This is a genomic window from Micrococcus sp. 63XJN7_6_ISO-PGPR-S23-444, assembly GCF_058072765.1.
This window is the reverse complement of record NZ_CM176516.1, coordinates 1936712-1954043: the sequence shown is the minus strand read 5'-3', so window position 1 is coordinate 1954043 and position 17332 is coordinate 1936712. Positions and strand designations below refer to the sequence as shown.

Genomic DNA, 17332 nt, shown 5'->3' with positions numbered 1-17332 from the left:
GCGCCCGGCGCGTGGCACCGGGCCGGGCGCCGCCGTCGTCGGCCTCAGGCCAGCAGCAGGGCGACGGCGATCATCGCCGGGATCGCGACGATCGTGGTGACCAGGATCGTGTCCTTCGAGACGCGCAGGCCCGTGTCGTAGCGGACGGCGGTGACGAACACGTTCTGTGCGGTGGGCAGGGAGGCCAGGACGACGGCGACGAACACGTGCCGCGCATCCAGACCGAACACGAACTGCGCGAGCAGCCAGGCCAGCAGCGGATGCACCACCAGCTTCACCGCCGAGGCGAGCAGCACGTCCGCGCGTCGCCCGCCGGCCCGCTCGAGCGGCCGCGAGCCGACCAGCGACATGCCGAACGCCAGGAGCATCGCCGGGATGGACAGTCCGCCGATGAGCTCCACGGACTCCATGAGGGGGCCCTGCAACGACCAGCCGGTGAGGGAGAAGACCAGGCCGGCCACCGAGCCCAGGATCAGGGGGTTGGTGACCGTGTGGCGGACCTGGTCGGCCACGGCGCGCCCGGGGGAGCGGCGCACCGCCCGGCGCCGGCCCGCCGTCGTGCGTCGTCGGGCCTCGCGCGCGGTGGCGGCGTCCATCGCGGCCACGTAGAGCGGCGTGTAGATCGCCAGCTGGAAGATGAGCGCCGGGGCGGCCAGGGCGGCGTCGCCGAGGACGTAGGCCGCGATGGGGATGCCGAGGTTCGCCGAGTTCACGAGCGAGGCGCTGAGCGCGGACATGATCCGCTCCGAGGCCGACCTGCCCTTCAGCAGCGGGACCGTCACCGCGAGGTACAGTGCGGCCGCGGTGAACGCGGACAGCGTGGCCACCCACAGCTGGGGGCCCAGCACGGCGCCCACGTCCGCGCGGGAGAGCGTGACGAACAGCAGGGCCGGGTTGCCGATGAAGAACGCCGCACGGGAGAGCACGGTGCGGCCGTGCTCGCCGAGCACCCCCGTGCGCCCCACCAGGACGCCCACGAGGATGATCACCCACACGACCGCGAAGCCGGAGAGCACCTGGGTCACGGACGGGCCTCCACGGGTCGGGGTGGGGCGGTCCGCGGCGGGGTCAGGTGCATGGCGCGATCCTACGCGGCGGGCTTCGGCTAGCCTGGATCACGACGGCGGCGCCCACCGCCGAGCGCGCCACGCGGCCCGGCCCCGCGCGGCAGGGCCCGGCGGCCCGGCGCGAAGGGGAGCGGATCCTCGGGCCCACCGCACGCGACGGACGTCGTCCCCGACCCGCGGCGCGGCATGGCCGGGAGCGCGCCGGCGAGGATGCACCATGACCCGTCAGTCCGACCTCAAGACCCTGATCCGTGCCCGCATGGCCGTCACCGGTGAGCGGTACACCGCCGCGGCGGCGGCCCTCGCTGACGAGTGGCAGTCCGCCGAGCGCTACCACGCGACCGTGCTTGCCCGCTTCTTCGACGGGGACCGGCTGCGCTCCATCCCTGCGCGTCGCAAGCCGCGGGTGGCCGTCCTTCTCGAGCTGTTGCGTCGCTTCAGAGCGGGCCGCGCCTACGCGGAGGCCGAGGTCAACGACCTGCTGCGCCCCGCCCACGAGGACGTGGCCACGCTGCGTCGCGAACTCGTGGACTACGGGTTCCTCGCCCGCGCCGACGGCGTCTACCGACTGGCGGACGCCGGGCCCGACCTCGACCCGCGCTTCGCCGCGGACCTGCCGGTCGACCTGGAACGCCGGCTGCGCGAGATCCGCGCGGGCCGTTGAGGGGAGCGGGACCCCGCACGTCGACCTGGAACGCCAGCGGTCGCCATGACGCCGGAATGTGGCCGTATTCCGACGTCTTGCGTTCCCGGTGCGGCCGTGGCGGGGCGACGTGGACCGACACGGCCCCGGGTCCCTCGCGTGAGGGGCCCGGGGCCGTCGTCGTGGTGTGGAGCGGGCGACGGGAATCGAACCCGCGTATCTTGCTTGGGAAGCAAGCGCTCTACCATTGAGCTACGCCCGCGCAACCGCTCAGCTTCCGCCTGCGGCGCGGGCACCACCATACACCAGCCCGGCCGGTGCACCGGCCCCGCGTCGTCATCGAGCCCCGCGGACCCGTACGTCAGTGCACCGGGTCCGCTGCGGCGACCTCGCGCGCCCGCACCCGCCGCGTCGCCGCCCGGGCGCGCGAGCGACCGAACGCGTCCGCGTACCGCGTGAGCACCGGCCCGGCGATCACGATGGAGAACTCCCCGCGGATGGTCAGGGCCGCACCCGCGCGCCAGCGGCCGGCCACGCCGTTTCCCGAACGAAAGCGCACCAGGGGCCGCCGTTTCCCGAACGAAAGCGCGCCGGGGGCCGCTGGTAGAGTCCGAACCGCGCCCGGCCGCGGCCGGACGCGTCCGGCAGCCCCTGTCCCGGAAGGACGTCCCATGCGCGACACCACGGCCGACGCGGCCCAGGTCCCCGCCCGCCCCGACGACGCGGCGGTGTACCGCTACCTCGCGTTCGGGGAGGCGGACCGCCCCTTCCTCGTCGGCGGTCCCCGGCCCGCACCGCTGGCCCCCGCCGCGACGCCGTCCCCGGTCGCCGACCTCGAGTCGGTCCGCGCCGCGATCCGCGCCCACGGCGGCCCCCTGGCCTCGACCGCGCACGTGTGCGGCCGCCCCGCCCCGACGCCTTCGGCCGCCGACGCGCCCCGCGGCCTGCGCGGTGCCGCGCGCACCCTGACCGCGACCCGCCGCGACGTCGCCGCACGCCTGGCCGACTCCCGCGAGCGCGCCGACGTGCCCGTCGAGGCGCTGCTGAACTCGGCCTTCGTCGACGCCCACGCGGACGAGCGCCCCGCCGATCGCGGCGTGCCGCGCGGGCGGCTCGCCGGCCTGGTGGACGCCGTCCTCCCGCCGGCCCGCCACGCGGACGACGACGCCGCGGCCGGCCTGCTGCTCGCCCTGCGCGAGCCGGTCCGCGAGGTGTTCGCCTCCGACTCGTTCGCCGCCCGCCCGTACGCCGACGCGCCCACCGTCCGCGCGCTCTTCGAGGACTTCCTCGCCCACCCGCGCCGGCACGACCCCGAGCGCTTCTGGCGCCTGCTCAACCTCGAGCTCTGGCTGCGCGACGCGGTGGACGCGGACGCCGCCCCGGCCGGCCCCGCCACCGCGGTCGACGAGGCCCCCACCGCCCCGGCACCGGCCAAACCGGACCACGAGCCGAACCCGGGCAAGGAGCTCGACCTGGTCTCCGCCGAGGACGGCCGCCGCTACCGCCGCTTCCCGGTGCAGACCGGCCTGGTGGACCGGGACACGGACCTGCAGGCCTACCTGCGCGGCGAGATCGAGGACTTCTTCCGCGACCTGCCCGCGGACGCGATGCCGCAGGACGCCCCGTGGCACTTCTCCGTGTCCGAGAAGATCGTGGCCATCACCCAGGGTCGCTCCTACTACACGTGGGAGGTCCGCCCCTCCGTGGCCGCCCGCGTCCTCTCCCGCCTGGTCACCCGCACGCCCGCGGGCATCGGCCTGGGCGATCCCACCACCATGCAGCTGGCCATCCAGGAGGCGGGCCTGCCGCGCATCGTGCTCTCCGCGGCGGCCGGCGCCGCCGGCAAGGTCGCCGGCAAGCGCGGTGTGTTCTACAACGTGGTGGGCGGCAACGTCCGCGCGATCGACGGGCCCACCACCTACTCCACGTTCCCGGCCAACGTCTCGGCCAAGCTGCCGCCGGCCGAGCCGGACCGGGTGGCCGCCGAGGTCTCGGCGATGATCCGGGCGGCGGACATCCCGGCCTGGGCGAAGGCCTCCTTCGCCGGCACCGTCGTGATGGACGCCAACGACATCGGCCGCAACGCCCTCGGCAAGGACACCGCCGCGTCGGCCGCCGTCCTCGAAGCCGCCTTCGCGGACAACCCGCTGGGCCAGGGCCGCGAGCGCACCCCGCTGGCCGTCGTCGTGCGAATGGACTGAGCCGTGCTGCTCTCCGACCGCGACATCCGCGCCGAGCTCGACTCCGGGCGCGTCGGCCTGGACCCCCTCGACCCGGCGATGGTCCAGCCCGCGTCCGTGGACGTGCGCCTGGACCGGTTCTTCCGGCTCTTCGACAACCACCGGTACGCGCACATCGACCCGCGCCAGAAGCAGGACGAGCTGACCCGGCTGGTGGAGGTGGACCCGGACGAGGCGTTCATCCTGCACCCGGGGGAGTTCGTGCTCGGCTCCACCTATGAGCAGGTCACCCTGCCGGACGACCTCGCCGCCCGCCTCGAGGGCAAGTCCTCGCTGGGGCGGCTGGGCCTGCTGACGCACTCGACCGCCGGGTTCATCGACCCCGGGTTCTCCGGGCACGTCACGCTCGAGCTGTCCAACGTGGCCACGCTGCCCATCACGCTGTGGCCGGGGATGAAGATCGGCCAGCTGTGCTTCTTCCGGCTCTCCTCGTCGGCCCAGTCGCCGTACGGCACCGGGGCCAACCAGAACCGGTACCAGGGTCAGCGCGGGCCCACGGCCTCCCGGGCGCACCGGGACTTCCACCTCACCCGCATCGAGCGATGACCGACGTCGCGCTCCCGCCGGTCGCCTCCGCCGCCCCGCGCCGCCAGGTGGCCGCGTGGGCGCTGTGGGACTGGGGCTCGGCCGCGTTCAACGCGGTCATGGTCACCTTCGTGTTCGGCACCTACCTGGCCTCGGACGCGTTCGGGCCGGACGAGCGGGGCACGGCCTGGCTCTCGACGGCGATGGCGGTGGCCGGCGTCGTCATCGCGGTCACCGCGCCCGTGCTGGGGCGTCGGGCGGACGGCGCGGGACGGCGCCGCCTCTGGCTGGCGCTGACCACGGGCGCCGTGATCGCGTGCACCGCAGCTTGCTTCTGGGTCACCCCGGAGGAGTCCTCCCTGCTGCTGGGCGTCACCCTGATCGCCCTGGGCACGGTGTTCTTCGAGTTCGCGGAGGTGCAGGTCAACGCGATCCTCGTGCACATCTCGACGCCGGCCACGATCGGCCGGATCTCGGGCATCGGCTGGGGCGCGGGGTATCTCGGCGGCATCCTGCTGCTGCTGATCGTGTTCGTGGGCTTCGTCTCGGGGGACGCGCACTGGTTCGGCGTCACGGAGGACGCGGCGCTGAACATCCGGGTGGTCGCGCTCGTGGCCGCCGCGTGGTTCCTCGTGTTCGCGATCCCCGTGCTGGTGGCCGTGCCGGACCCGGCCCCCGCCCCGGCGGCGGACGGCGGGCCGCGCCGTGAGTCGGTGCTGGGCTCCTACCGCGAGCTGGGGGCCACGCTGGCCCGGATGTGGCGCGAGGACCGGAACACGCTGTGGTTCCTCGTGGCCTCGGCGGTGTTCCGCGACGGCGTGGGCGCGGTGTTCGTCTACGGCGCCATCCTGGGCACCACGGTCTACGGGCTGGCGGCCTCGGACGTGATCCTGTTCGCGATCGCGGCCAACGTGGTGGCCGCCCTGGGCGCCTTCGTGGGCGGGCGGCTCGACGACGCGGTCGGTCCGCGCCGGGTGATCCTCGGTTCGCTGGCCGCCATGGTCCTCGTGGCCGGGGCGCTCTTCTTCGCCTCGGGCACCCTCGCGTTCTGGGTCGGCGGGCTGGCGCTGTGCCTGTTCGTGGGCCCGGTGCAGTCGGCCTCGCGCGCGTTCCTGGGCCGGCTCACCACGCCGCGGACGGCTGGCGAGGTGTTCGGGCTGTACGCCACCACGGGCCGCGCGGTCGGGTTCATCACGCCCGCGCTCGTCACGCTCGCGCTCGCCCTGCACCCGGACAACCGGGTGGTCATCCCCGTGATCGCCGTCGTGCTCGTGGCCGGTGGGCTGCTGTTCGCCCGGGTCACGGAGCCGATCACGCGGAGCGCGGAATCGGTCCGCTGACCCCGGGTGGGGCGCATCCCTCCGTTAGGCTGGACCGGACCCTCGCCCGTGCCTGACGAAGGGACCGCATGCTCGTCATCCTGACCGCGCTCTTCGTCGTCGCGCTCGCCGCCCCGGTGCTCTTCCGGTGGACGGGACGTCAGGGGTTCTATCTGCTCGCCGCCGCTCCCGCGGCGGGCTTCGTTTGGCTGCTCACTCAGCTGCCGCACGTGTTCGCGCTGCAGGAGGCGCTCGACGCCGGCCGGCCGGTCCCGGCCTCGGCGGCGCGCCTGGACCGCGCCGTGCCGTGGGTGCCGTACCTCGAGACCGAGCTCGCGTTCCGCATGGACGTGCTGGCCGCGTTCATGTCCCTGATCGTGCTGGGAGTCGGCGCGCTGGTCCTGGCCTACTGCGCCCGCTACTTCCGGGAGCACGAGCCGCGCAACGCGGTGTTCGGCGGGCAGCTGCTGGCGTTCGCCGGCGCGATGTTCGGGCTCGTCACCACGGACGACCTGATGGTGCTCTACACCTTCTGGGAGATCACGTCCGTCCTGTCCTTCCTGCTGATCGGCTACTCGGGCCACCGCATCTTCGCCCGCCGCTCCGCCATCACCGCCCTGATCGTCACCACGTTCGGCGGCCTGGCCATGCTCGCGGGCCTGATCATGCTGGCCCACTTCGCCGGGTCCTGGCGGATCTCCGGGGTCCTCGAGGCCGCCCCCGCCCTCATGGCCGACGCCGGGCTGCGCGGGCTGCTCGAGGTCGCCGTCGCCCTGGTGCTGATCGGCGCCCTCACGAAGTCCGCCCAGGCCCCCTTCCACTTCTGGCTGCCGGGCGCGATGGCCGCGCCGACCCCCGTGTCCGCGTACCTGCACGCGGCGGCCATGGTGAAGGCCGGCGTCTTCCTCGTGGCCCGCCTGGCCCCGGAGTTCCACGGCCTCGCCATGTGGCAGGTCCTCGTGATCGGCGTGGGTCTGTGGACCCTGCTGCTCGGCGGCTGGCGCGCCCTGCGGCAGACAGACATCAAGCTCGTCCTCGCGTATGGCACGGTCTCCCAGCTCGGCTTCCTCATGGTGGCCAACGGGCTGGGCACCCGCGACGCCGCCATGGCCGGCCTCGCCATGCTCCTGGCCCACGCGGTGTTCAAGGCCCCCCTGTTCATGGTGGTCGGCATCATCGACCACGAGGCCGGCACGCGCGATCTGCGCCAGCTCTCCGGGATCGGCCGCCGCCACCCGGCCCTGGCCGCCGTCGCCGTGGTGGCGGGCCTGTCCATGGCCGGCCTGCCTCCGCTGTTCGGCTTCGTGGCCAAGGAGTCCGTCCTGGAGGGCCTGGCCGCCCACGGCGTGGCGCACGCGGACGTGTGGGGCTGGACGCCGCTCGTGCTCATGACCGTGGGCTCGGTGCTCACCTTCGCCTACACGTGGCGGTTCCTGTGGGGCTCGTTCGCCGCCAAGCGGGACGAGGAGGGGGCCGCGGTCCCCGTCACGCGCTTCCACACCCGCGTCACCACCCTCGAGCTGGCCCCGGCCGCGCTGCTCGCGCTCGCCGGCCTGGTGCTCGCCTTCCTGCCCGGCCCGGTGGAGGGGATCATCACCGCCCACACGGGCTCCCTGCCGCCGCTGGACCCGGAGGAGGCGCCGGCCTACCTGGCCCTGTGGCACGGCTGGACGCCCATCCTCGCCCTCTCCGCGGGGGTCTGGGTGCTCGGCGCGCTGCTCGCCCTCGGCCGGCCGGGAGTCGAGGCGTTCCAGCGCCGCGTCGAGTTCCCGGTCGACGCCCTGCGCACGTACCGGAAGATCACCGGCGCCCTCGACGAGGTCGCCATCTGGGTCACGGGGCGCACCCAGACCGGCTCCCTGCGCCGCTACCTGGGCATCATCCTGGCCACCGCGTTCCTGCTGCCGGCCGCGTTCCTGCTCTTCCCCGTGGGGCGCAGCGAGCGCACGCTGGCCACCTCGTTCCTCTCCGCGGACGTCGCCTGGTTCCAGACCCCGGCGCAGCTGGTCGTGGTGCTGATGATCGCCGTCGCCACCTTCTTCGCCGTCCGCGCGCGCCGCCGCTTCAAGGCGATCATGCTGGTGTCCGTGACCGGCTACGGCGCCGCCGCCCTGTTCGCGATGCGCGGCGCCCCGGACCTCGCGATCACCCAGGTGCTCGTGGAGACCATCATCCTGGTCACCCTCATCCTGGGCCTGCGCGTGCTGCCGCCGGACTGGTACGACCGCCGCACCGGCTCGCGGCGGCTGGGCCGCCTGGCCGTGGCCGTCGGGTTCGCGCTGACCATGATGTGGATCGCCGCCACCGCGCTGGCCGCCCGCACCGCCGAGCCCATCTCCCTGGCCATACCGGAGCAGGCCTATGTCCACGGCCACGGGCTGAACGCGGTCAACGTGACCCTCGTGGACCTGCGCGGGTGGGACACGTGGGGCGAGATCACGGTGCTGGCCGCCGCGGCCACCGGCGTGGCCTCCCTGATCTTCCTGCAGCACCGCGACGGGCGCACCCGCAGCATCGACGACGTCGCCCCCGGCTCCGTCGGCGACTTCGGCGCCGACTCCTCGCTCGGGGCCCGCGAGCTGTCCGTCGTGCGCAGCTTCGCTGTGGACGATCGCAAGGGCCAGTGGCTCGTGGCCGGCCACACGATGGCCCCCGAGCGGCGCTCGATCATCCTCGAGGTCGTCACCCGCTTCATGTTCCCGATCATGATGCTGCTCTCCGTCTACCTGCTGCTGGCCGGGCACAACACCCCCGGCGGCGGCTTCGCCGGCGGCCTGCTCGCAGGCCTGGCCCTCACGCTGCGCTTCCTCGCCGGCGGCCGGTACGAGCTGCAGGAGGCCTCCGTGATCCCGGCCGGGCCCATGATCGGCCTGGGCCTGGCGATCGCCACGCTCACCGGGATCGCCCCGCTCTTCTTCGGCGGGCAGATCCTGCAGTCCTATGTGGTGGAGTTCACCGACCTGCCGCTGTTCGGCGACGCCCTCAAGCTGGTCTCGGCCACGGCGTTCGACATCGGCGTGTACCTCGTGGTGGTCGGGCTCGTGATCGACGTGCTGCGCTCGCTCGGCGGTGAGGTGGACCGCCGGGGCGAGGAGGCCCGCCGCGCCCGCCTGCGCGCCGCGGCCCGCCGTCGCCATCCGCGCATGCCCACCCCGTCCACTCCGTCCACCCAGGAGGCCGCCCGATGATGACCGTCGACCTGGCCCTGCTCCTGGCCATGGGCGTGATGTTCGCCGGGGGCATCTACCTCGTGCTCGAGCGCAGCCTGACGCGCATCCTGCTCGGCATCGTGCTGATCAACAACGGCGCCATCATGCTGCTGTTCCTCTCCTCGGGCGGCACGGGCCTGGCCCCGCTGTTCGTGCGCGGACGGGACCCGCACGAGTACGCGGACACGCTGCCGCAGGCGCTGATCCTCACCGCGATCGTGATCGGCTTCGCCGTGATCGCGTTCCTGACCGCCATGATCTACCGCTCGTGGCTGCTCGTCCGCGAGGACGAGGTCGAGGTGGACGCGGAGGACGTCAAGATCGCCCGGATGCCCGCCTGGGACGCGGAGGACGACGCGGAGCTCGTGGAGGAGTCCTCGGAGTTCCTGGACGACGCCGCGGACCCCAACGCCCACTACGAGCACGCCACGGAGTCCCGACCCCACGTGCGCCACGCCTCACCCACGCCGCCCGCCCATCCCGGCCCGGCGTCCGCCGTCCGTGCCCACCGCGCCGACGGGGGGCCGCGCCCGTGAGCATCGGCACCCTCCCCCTGACCGACCTGGCCCCGCTGGCCGTCATGCTGCCCGTGCTGGGCGCGGCCGTGACCTTCATGCTCGTGCGCCGCCCCCGCGCGCAGATCACCGTCACGGTCTCCGCGCTCGTGCTCACCCTCGTGCTGGACGCGCTGCTGCTGGCCGCGGTCTGGGACACCGGGGTCGCGGCCGTCCACCTCGGCGGCTGGCCGGCCCCGCTGGGCATCAGCCTCGTGGTGGATCGGCTCTCGGCCCTCATGCTCGTGGTGTCGGCGCTGATCACCCTGGCGGTGCTGCTGTACGCCTCGGCGCAGGGGCTGATCAACCGGGACGAGGGTGGGCCGGTCTCGATCTTCCACCCCACGTTCCTGATCCTCGTGGCGGGCGTGTCCAACGCGTTCCTCGCCGGCGACCTGTTCAACCTCTACGTGGGCTTCGAGATCCTCCTGACGTCCTCCTACGTGCTGCTGACCATGGGGGGCACCGCCCAGCGCATCCGCGCGGGCGTCACCTACGTGGTGGTCTCCGTGCTCTCCTCGGTGGTGTTCCTGATCGCGATCGCGATGATCTACGCGGCCACCGGCACCGTGAACATGGCGGACCTGGCCGTGAAGCTGGGCGAGCTGCCCACCGACGTGCAGATGGTCCTGCACGTGCTGCTCCTGGTGGGCTTCGGCATCAAGGCGGCCGTGTTCCCGCTGTCCTTCTGGCTGCCGGACTCGTACCCCACCGCGCCCGCCCCGGTGACCGCGGTGTTCGCGGGCCTGCTCACCAAGGTGGGCGTGTACGCGATGATCCGCACCGAGACGCTGCTCTTCCCGGGGGAGCACGTCAACGCGCTCCTGCTCGTGGTGGCCGCGCTGACCATGGTGGTGGGCATCCTCGGCGCGCTGGCCCAGACGGACATCAAGCGCATCCTGTCCTTCATCCTCGTCTCCCACATCGGCTACATGATCTTCGGCCTGGGCCTGGCCACGGAGGCGGGGCTGGCGGCCACCGTGTACTACGTGGCCCATCACATCACCGTGCAGACCGCGCTCTTCCTCGTCACGGGCCTGATCGAGAACCGCGCCGGCACAGCGAACATCGACCGCCTCGGGTCCCTGGCGAAGGTCTCCCCGTTCGTGAGCGTCCTGTTCCTCGTGCCCGCGCTCAACCTCGGCGGCATCCCGCCGTTCTCCGGCTTCCTCGGCAAGGTCGGCCTGCTGCGCGGCGGCGTCGAGCAGGCCACGCCCCTGGCCTACACGCTGGTGGGCGTGTCCCTGCTCGTGTCCCTGCTGACCCTGCTCGTGGTGGTGCGCGTGTGGACCCGCGCGTTCTGGCGCCGCGTCGAGGACGTGGAGCACCCGCCCGCCCAGCTCGTGGCCGCCTACGAGCGGGCCGTCGCCCGTGGCGAGCGCCCCCGCCCGCTCGAGCCGGGCCTCGTGCTGCCCACCACGGCGCTCGTGGGCCTGACGCTGGTGTTCACGGTGGCCGCCGGTCCGCTGTTCGCGCTGGCCGACGAGGCCGCCACGGACATGCTCGACCGCTCGCCCTACATCGCGGCGGTGCTCGACGACGCCGCGGCCGAGCGGGCCGCGGCCACCCTCAGCGTCGACCCGACGGAGGTGCACGATGCCCGGAAGTGACTCCGCCCGCCGCGGCGTGGTGCGCCCCGACCGGATCCGGGGCATCGTGGCCCAGTGGCCGCTGATCCTCGTGATGGTGGCCGTGTGGTGCGCCCTGTGGCAGGACTTCGCTCCGCACGTGGCCCTGACCGGCCTCGCCTTCGCGCTGCTGATCATCGGGCTCTTCCCGATGCCGAGCATCCCGTTCAGCGGCCGTCTGAACCCCTGGTGGTCCCTCGTGTTCACGGTGCGGTTCCTCGTCGACGTCGTGCGCGCCTCAGTCAACGTGGCCGGGACGGTGCTGCTGCGTGGCCGCCGCGCCCGCGGCTCGATCGTGGGCGTCCCGCTGCGCAGCCACGACGACCTCATCATCACGCTCGTCAGCCACGCCCTGGCCCTGGTGCCGGGCTCGATCGTGCTGGACGTGGACCGGGTCCGCTCCGTCCTGTACCTGCACGTGCTCGACGCGACCACGGACGAGGACGTGGCGGGCTTCCGCGCCAAGGCCCTCGACGTGGAGGCGGGCATCATCCGCGCCGTCGGCACGCGTGAGGACCTCGAGCTGGTCCGCCGCTTCCCGAGTTCGGCGCCCCCCGCCGCCCGCCCCCCGAAGGAGGAGGCCTGATGGACCCCATGGACCTGGCCACGTGGGCCGGCGGGGCGCTGCTCGTGGTCGGCGCCGTCGGTGCGCTCTACCGGATCGTGCGCGGCCCCTCGCTGCTGGACCGGGCGGTCGCCACGGACGTGCTGCTCGTGGTGTTCTCCGGGATGCTCGTCCTGGAGATGGCCGTGCACCGCCACACCCACCACGTGGTCCTCGTGGTGCTGGCCGCCACCGTCGGCTTCGTCGGCTCGGTGACGGTGGCGCGCTTCGCGGAGGACCGGCGCCCGGACCACTCGCTCGAGGACCAGGCGCGCGTGCCCGGCACCACGGACGTGCCGGGCGGGGAGGAGGGCCGATGACCGACACCGCCACGCTCCTGGACTGGCTGGCCGCGTTCCTGCTCGTCAGCGGTGCCTTCTTCTCCCTGGTGGCCGGCGTGGGCCTGTTCGTGCTCCCGGACCTGCTGGCCCGCATGCACGCCGCCGCCAAGCCGCAGGTCCTCGGCCTGCTGCTCATGCTCGCCGGGCTGGCGATCGAGTGGCGGTCGTGGGTGTGGCTGCCCGTGCTGTTGCTGGCGTGGGTCACCCAGATGGTCACGGCCCCGGTGGCCTCCCACCTGGTGGGCCGTACGGGCTACCGCACCAAGCACGCCCGCCGTGAGCTGTTGCACCGGGACGAGCTGGCCGCCGTCGTCCGTCGCGCCGAGCCCCCGGCGGACCCCGGGCCGCGCCGCGCCGGCGCCCGGCCGCGCGGGCGCCGCTGACACCACCCCGCATAGCACGACGGCCGCCGTCCGGATCCCTCCGGGCGGCGGCCGTCGTCGTGGTGGTGGCGGGGCGGCTCAGACCTCGTGGTCCACGCGGTGCGCGGTGGACTCGGACACCTTGCGGATCGCGGCGCCGGCGCCGCGCTGGCCGGCGACCTTCAGCAGCGCCGCGACGCCCGCGGAGATGAACGCGAAGGACAGGGCCTCGATGAGGGGCAGCGTCTCGTCGGCCGCGTCGTTCGGGGCGCTGTGGCCGGTGACGAGCCGCCAGCCGCCCGCCACCACGCGGGAGCCGACGATGCCGCCGACCAGCGTGATGCCGGCGGACAGGGCCTTCTGGGCGAGCGTGTTCATGGTGCGCCTTCCGTGGTCGGGGATCTCACGTGCGGTTGCGGCCGCGGCCGACGACGCCGGACGGGCCGGTCCCCAGCCTAGCCCGCGGTGGGCACCGGGTCGCCGCTGACGTGCCGGCCGGGGTCGCCGTCGGCGTCCAGATGGGCCTGCAGCATGCCGGTGAGCTCGTGGTCCACGGGGATCTCGACGCCGTCGACGGCGCGCACCGGCAGGACGCCGCGCACCGAGGAGACGAGCCAGACGCCCTCGGCGCCCTGGAGGTCCGCCGGGACGAGCGGGCCGTAGCCGAGCTCCCAGCCGTCCGCGTGGGCGGCCGCGAAGATCACGGCCTGCGACGTGCCGGCGAGGATGCCCTTCTGGCGCAGCGGGGTGAGGAGGCGGCGGACGCCGTCCTCCCCGGTGCGCACGATCAGCACCGTGGAGGTGGGGCCCTCGAGCAGGTAGCCGTCCGCGCTGGTGAAGACGACGTCGTCGGCGCCGTGCGCGCGGGCGTAGCGCAGGGCGGCCATGTTCACGGCGTAGGAGAGGGTCTTCGCGCCGGTGAGCAGCCACGGGGAGCGCTCGGGGGCCTGCGAGTCGATGCCGCGGTCCAGCAGCAGCACCCGCAGCCCCCGCTGCCGCTCCTCGTCCTGGATCGCCGGGGCCGGGCTCAGCAGCGCCCACGCGGTGGGCGTGGGCACCGCGCCGGGAGCCGCGTCCGGGCCGCGGGTGACGGTCAGGCGCACGGCGAGACGGTCCCCGGGCGCGACGTCGTTGGCCTCGGTGAACGCCCGCAGGCCGAGCGCGACGGCGGCCTCCCACGCCGCCGCCTCGGGGGCGGCCAGCTGCAGGGCGGCGGCGGACGCGGCCAGCCGGCCGAGGTGGGCTCCGAGCTTGCGCATGCGCAGGGTCCCGAGCCCGTCGGCGACGGCGAGCGCCGTCTCGAAGATGCCGTCGCCGCGCGTGACCCCCTGGTCCGTGACGCTCAGGTGCGGGACGGCCGGGTCCGCGAGCCGCGGGGCGGGGGCGCCGTCCGCGTCCGTCTCGAGCAGGACGAGGACGGGCGAGCCGGCGGCGGGGGAGAAGGCGGTGGGACGCATCCGCCCAGGATAGACGCCCGCCCCCGGCCGATCGGGGCCGGGGGCGGGCATCAGTCGGGGGCGGTCAGGCCCGGTGGGCGCCGCCGTCCGGGGCGGGGACGGAGGGCTGCGCCGGGGCGTGGGCGCGCTCGAGCTGGGCGCCCTCCACGTCCACGTCCGGCATGATCCGGTCGAGCCAGCGCGGCAGCCACCACGCCTTCTCGCCGAGCAGGTGCATCAGCGCCGGCATCAGGAGCAGGCGCACCACGAACGCGTCCAGCAGCACGCCGAAGGCCAGGCCGAAGCCCATCGGGCGGATCATCGCGTCGTGGGCGAAGATGAACCCGCCGAACACGGAGATCATGATGATCGCCGCGGCGATCACGACGGCCCGGCCCGAGCGCAGGCCGGTCAGCACGGCCTGGCGGGCGGGCAGGCCGTGGGCGTAGGCCTCGCGCATGCCGGAGGCGATGAACAGCTGGTAGTCCATGGCCAGGCCGAACAGCACGCCGATCATGATGGTCGGCAGGAAGCTGAGCACGGGGCCGGGGTTGTGGACCCCGAACACCGAGCCGAGCCAGCCCCACTGGTAGATGGCCACCACGCCGCCCATGGCGGCGAACATGGAGAGCACGAACCCGCCGGTGGCGATCAGCGGCACCAGGATCGAGCGGAACACCAGCACCATGATCAGCAGGGACAGGCCCACCACCACGCCCAGGTAGAGGGGCAGGGCGTCGGAGAGCTTCTCCGAGACGTCGATGAACCCGCTGGTCATGCCGGCCACGCCGAGGTTGGAGGCCTCGCCGGCCGGCTCGGTGGCGCGCAGGTCGCGCACCAGCTCCTCGGTGGAGACGGCGTTCGGGCCCTCCTCGGGCAGCACCTGGAACATGGTGACGGTGCGGTCCTCGTTGAAGCCCGCGGGCACCACGGCGTGCGCGTGCTCGAGGCCGGCGAGCTGCTCGCCCACCGCCAGGCGGGCGTCCTCGGCCGCGTCCTCGTCCAGGCCGGCGGGCAGGTCCACGGTCACCACGAGCGGGCCGTTGTAGCCCTCGCCGAACTTCTCGGCGGTGAGCTCGTACGCAACCTGCGAGTCGGAGCCCTCCGGCTCGGACCCGCCGTCCGGCAGGCCCAGGCGCATCGAGCCGACCGGCAGGGCCACGAGCACCAGCAGGGCGACGGCCGCCAGGGCCGAGGCGATCGCGGCCGGGGTGGACATGGTCGAGCGGCGCCCGGCGCGGCGCACGGCGGCGGAGCCCTCGGCGACGGAGGCGGGACCCTCGTCGGCGAGGCGGGCCCGCTCCTTCTTCGAGAGGATCCGCATCCCGGCCAGGGAGAGCAGGGCCGGGGTCAGGGTGACGGCCACCAGCACGGCCACGGCCACGCAGACCGCGCCCACGGTGCCCATCAGGCCCAGGAACGGGATGCCGGTGACGTTCAGGCCCACGAGGGCGACGATCACGGTGATGCCGGCAAACACCACGGCGTTGCCGGAGGTGCCGTTGGCCAGCGCGATCGACTCGTGCAGGCCCGTGCCGCGACGCAGCTCCTGGCGGTGCCGGTTGACGATGAACAGCGCGTAGTCGATGCCCACGGCCAGGCCCAGCATCACCCCGAGCACCGGGGTCACGGAGATCATCTCCACGGCGGAGGAGAACGCGAGCGCCCCGGCGGCGCCCACGCCCACGCCCACCAGCGCGTTGACCAGCGGCAGACCCGCGCCCACGAGGGTGCCGAGCATGACCACCAGCACGATCGCGGCGACCACGAGGCCCACGACCTCGCCCGGGCCGAGCAGGGAGGGCGCGGTGGCGTTGAGCTCCTGGGAGGGATGCACGGCGACGCCGTCGATGTCCGCGCCGGTGAGGGCGCCGGTGACCGCCTCCTTGTCCTCGGCGGTCACGTCCAGGGTCGGCGTGGTGAAGGTGACGATCCCGACGGCGGTGCTGCCGTCCTCGGACACGGTGCGGAAGTCCTCCGCGAGGGCCAGGGTGCGCTCGCCGCGCTCGGCCTCGACGCGGCCGTCCTCCAGCTCGGCGCGGCCGTCGGCGAGGTCCGCCTCGGCCTGGTCCAGGCGCTCCGCGCCGGCGGCCAGCTGGGCCCGGCCGTCCTCGAGCTCGGCGACGCCGCGCTCGTACTCGGCCCGGCCCTCGTCGATCTTCTGCTGCTGCGCGTCGAGCTCGGCCTCGGCCGCGTCCAGGGCCTGCTGCCGTCCCGCGGCCACCTGCTCGCGGCCGGCCTCGAGCTCGGCCTCGGACTCCTGCAGCTGCTGCCGGCCGGCGGCGAGTCGGGCGGCGCCGTCGTCGGCCTCGGCCTGGGCGGCCGCGAGCTGTTCGGCGCCCGCGTCGGCCTCGGCCTGGGCGGCCTCCAGCTGGGCGCGGGCGGCGTCGGCCTGGTCCTGACCGGCCGCCAGCTGTGCCTCGGCGGCGGCGAGCTGCGCCTCCTGGTCGGCGAACTGCTCGGTGACCTGCTCCGCCGGGATGCCGGCGGCCTCGGCCTCGGCCAGTGCGGCGTCCCGGGCCTGCTCGAGCTCGGCGCGGCCCGCGGCCAGCTGCTCGGCCCGGGCGTCGAGCTCGGCCTGCCCGGCCTCGAGCTCGGCCCACCGGGCGTCGAGCTCGGCCTGCGCGGCCTCGAGCTCCTGACGCTGTGCGTCGAGCTTGGCCTGCCCGGCCTCGAGGCGCTCCGCCTGCTCCTCGAGCTCGGCGCGGCCGGCGTCGAGCTGCTCCTGGCCTTCGGCCACCTGCTGCTCGGCCTCCCGGAGCGGGGCCAGGGCCTCGGCCGGCAGGGCGTCCAGGCCACGCTCCTCGAGGTCGGCGCGCGCGGCGTCGAGCTTCGCCTGCCCCTCCTCCAGCTGGGCGGCGGCCTCGGCCAGGCGCTGCTCGGCCGCGTCGGCCTCGGCCGTGCGACGCTCGAGCTCGGCCCGGCCGTCCTCGATCTCCTGGCGTCCGTCCGCGAGGCGCTGCTCGCCGTCGGCCAGCTCGGTGCGGCCCTCGTCCAGCCGGGTGCGGGCGTCGTCCTGCTGGGCCTGGGCCTCGAACGGGTTCACGACGCCCTCCACGGCCGGCTGCTCGGCGACGTCGTCCAACAGGGCGGTGATCTGCTCGCGCTGGGCGTCGGTCAGGGGGGAGCCGTCCTCGGTGGTGAACACGACCTGGCCCCTGCCGCGGGAGGCCTCGGGGAACTCCTCCTTGAGGCGGTCCGTGACCTGGGCGGTGGGCGTGCCGGGGATGGTGACGGTGGAGGAGAGCGTGCCGCCGAAGGCGAGGAACCCGCCGACGGCGAGGGCCAGGGCGAGCACCCAGGCGAGGATCACGAGGAGGGGGCGGCGGGCGGCGCCGAGGCCGAGACGGTAGAGCAGTTTTGCCATGGGAAGGGGAGGTCTCCGTGCGCTGGGGTGGGACGCG

The 17332-nt window shown here is 74.3% G+C and carries 13 protein-coding genes, 1 tRNA gene and 2 pseudogenes; 10 read left to right on the top strand and 6 right to left on the bottom strand.

The window, feature by feature from the left end; translation table 11 throughout:
* Positions 1 to 44: 44 nt before the first annotated feature.
* Positions 45 to 1025 carry an AEC family transporter gene (locus AC3RJ9_RS08965; RefSeq protein ID WP_060774885.1) on the bottom strand — a complete coding sequence of 327 codons (981 nt, stop codon included), beginning with the start codon at positions 1023 to 1025 and terminating at the stop codon, positions 45 to 47.
* Between the two features lie 259 nt (positions 1026 to 1284).
* Here AC3RJ9_RS08965 and AC3RJ9_RS08960 point away from each other — a divergent pair, with 259 nt between their 5' ends.
* Positions 1285 to 1731, top strand: coding sequence for a DUF2087 domain-containing protein (locus tag AC3RJ9_RS08960; protein ID WP_036317141.1), 447 nt, complete (start codon positions 1285 to 1287; stop codon positions 1729 to 1731).
* A gap of 167 nt (positions 1732 to 1898) precedes the next feature.
* Here the strand turns inward: AC3RJ9_RS08960 and AC3RJ9_RS08955 are convergent.
* Positions 1899 to 1972, bottom strand: a tRNA-Gly gene (locus tag AC3RJ9_RS08955).
* A 99-nt stretch (positions 1973 to 2071) separates the two neighbouring features.
* Positions 2072 to 2260, bottom strand: a pseudogene (locus AC3RJ9_RS08950) (cation:proton antiporter); the annotation flags it as partial.
* A gap of 121 nt (positions 2261 to 2381) precedes the next feature.
* Here AC3RJ9_RS08950 and AC3RJ9_RS08945 point away from each other — a divergent pair.
* From AC3RJ9_RS08945 to mnhG, 9 genes and pseudogenes are all read left to right on the top strand, one after another.
* Positions 2382 to 3911, top strand: a complete 1530-nt coding sequence (locus AC3RJ9_RS08945) for a hypothetical protein (protein ID WP_041104513.1) — start codon at positions 2382 to 2384, stop codon at positions 3909 to 3911.
* 3 nt (positions 3912 to 3914) lie between these two features.
* Positions 3915 to 4496: a dCTP deaminase gene (gene dcd, locus AC3RJ9_RS08940; protein ID WP_041104515.1), complete on the top strand. Its 582-nt coding sequence runs from the start codon at positions 3915 to 3917 to the stop codon at positions 4494 to 4496.
* Positions 4448 to 5815 (top strand): annotated as a pseudogene (locus AC3RJ9_RS08935) (MFS transporter); the annotation flags it as partial. The gene dcd and the pseudogene AC3RJ9_RS08935, both read left to right, overlap by 49 nt.
* Before the next feature lie 68 nt (positions 5816 to 5883).
* A complete protein-coding gene (locus AC3RJ9_RS08930) occupies positions 5884 to 8982 on the top strand; it encodes a Na+/H+ antiporter subunit A (RefSeq protein ID WP_123244384.1) in 3099 nt (1032 codons plus the stop codon).
* Positions 8979 to 9539 carry an NADH-quinone oxidoreductase subunit K gene (locus AC3RJ9_RS08925; RefSeq protein ID WP_078025521.1) on the top strand — a complete coding sequence of 187 codons (561 nt, stop codon included), beginning with the start codon at positions 8979 to 8981 and terminating at the stop codon, positions 9537 to 9539. The genes AC3RJ9_RS08930 and AC3RJ9_RS08925 overlap by 4 nt, the downstream gene beginning before the upstream one ends.
* Entirely contained in the window at positions 9536 to 11167 is a 1632-nt protein-coding gene (locus AC3RJ9_RS08920) for a Na+/H+ antiporter subunit D (protein WP_036383641.1), read from the top strand. The genes AC3RJ9_RS08925 and AC3RJ9_RS08920 overlap by 4 nt, the downstream gene beginning before the upstream one ends.
* Positions 11154 to 11771 carry a Na+/H+ antiporter subunit E gene (locus tag AC3RJ9_RS08915; protein WP_036383643.1) on the top strand — a complete coding sequence of 206 codons (618 nt, stop codon included), beginning with the start codon at positions 11154 to 11156 and terminating at the stop codon, positions 11769 to 11771. Before AC3RJ9_RS08920 ends, AC3RJ9_RS08915 begins: the two co-directional genes overlap by 14 nt.
* Positions 11771 to 12109, top strand: coding sequence for an MrpF/PhaF family protein (locus AC3RJ9_RS08910; RefSeq protein WP_036383645.1), 339 nt, complete (start codon positions 11771 to 11773; stop codon positions 12107 to 12109). Before AC3RJ9_RS08915 ends, AC3RJ9_RS08910 begins: the two co-directional genes overlap by 1 nt.
* Positions 12106 to 12513: a monovalent cation/H(+) antiporter subunit G gene (mnhG, locus tag AC3RJ9_RS08905; protein WP_036383647.1), complete on the top strand. Its 408-nt coding sequence runs from the start codon at positions 12106 to 12108 to the stop codon at positions 12511 to 12513. The genes AC3RJ9_RS08910 and mnhG overlap by 4 nt, the downstream gene beginning before the upstream one ends.
* Positions 12514 to 12591: 78 nt before the next feature.
* On the opposite strand, the gene AC3RJ9_RS08900 is transcribed toward mnhG, so the two are convergent.
* The 3 genes from AC3RJ9_RS08900 to AC3RJ9_RS08890 all read right to left on the bottom strand — a co-directional run bounded on the left by AC3RJ9_RS08900 (position 12592) and on the right by AC3RJ9_RS08890 (position 17295).
* Complete coding sequence (locus AC3RJ9_RS08900; RefSeq protein WP_036383649.1) at positions 12592 to 12870, bottom strand: DUF4235 domain-containing protein; 279 nt, start codon at positions 12868 to 12870, stop codon at positions 12592 to 12594.
* A gap of 77 nt (positions 12871 to 12947) precedes the next feature.
* A complete protein-coding gene (locus AC3RJ9_RS08895) occupies positions 12948 to 13949 on the bottom strand; it encodes an aminotransferase class IV (RefSeq protein ID WP_036383651.1) in 1002 nt (333 codons plus the stop codon).
* A 64-nt stretch (positions 13950 to 14013) separates the two neighbouring features.
* Positions 14014 to 17295, bottom strand: coding sequence for an MMPL family transporter (locus tag AC3RJ9_RS08890; RefSeq protein WP_489727637.1), 3282 nt, complete (start codon positions 17293 to 17295; stop codon positions 14014 to 14016).
* Positions 17296 to 17332 lie beyond the last annotated feature (37 nt).

Excerpts from the sequence above, each read along its gene's own strand:
- AC3RJ9_RS08895 (WP_036383651.1), bottom strand. The coding sequence starts at position 13,949 with ATGCGTCCCACCGCCTTCTCCCCCGCCGCCGGCTCGCCCGTCCTCGTC.
- AC3RJ9_RS08960 (WP_036317141.1), top strand. The coding sequence starts at position 1,285 with ATGACCCGTCAGTCCGACCTCAAGACCCTGATCCGTGCCCGCATGGCC.
- AC3RJ9_RS08930 (WP_123244384.1), top strand. The coding sequence starts at position 5,884 with ATGCTCGTCATCCTGACCGCGCTCTTCGTCGTCGCGCTCGCCGCCCCG.
- AC3RJ9_RS08915 (WP_036383643.1), top strand. The coding sequence starts at position 11,154 with ATGCCCGGAAGTGACTCCGCCCGCCGCGGCGTGGTGCGCCCCGACCGG.
- AC3RJ9_RS08910 (WP_036383645.1), top strand. The coding sequence starts at position 11,771 with ATGGACCCCATGGACCTGGCCACGTGGGCCGGCGGGGCGCTGCTCGTG.
- mnhG (WP_036383647.1), top strand. The coding sequence starts at position 12,106 with ATGACCGACACCGCCACGCTCCTGGACTGGCTGGCCGCGTTCCTGCTC.
- AC3RJ9_RS08945 (WP_041104513.1), top strand. The coding sequence starts at position 2,382 with ATGCGCGACACCACGGCCGACGCGGCCCAGGTCCCCGCCCGCCCCGAC.
- AC3RJ9_RS08900 (WP_036383649.1), bottom strand. The coding sequence starts at position 12,870 with ATGAACACGCTCGCCCAGAAGGCCCTGTCCGCCGGCATCACGCTGGTC.
- AC3RJ9_RS08925 (WP_078025521.1), top strand. The coding sequence starts at position 8,979 with ATGATGACCGTCGACCTGGCCCTGCTCCTGGCCATGGGCGTGATGTTC.
- AC3RJ9_RS08890 (WP_489727637.1), bottom strand. The coding sequence starts at position 17,295 with ATGGCAAAACTGCTCTACCGTCTCGGCCTCGGCGCCGCCCGCCGCCCC.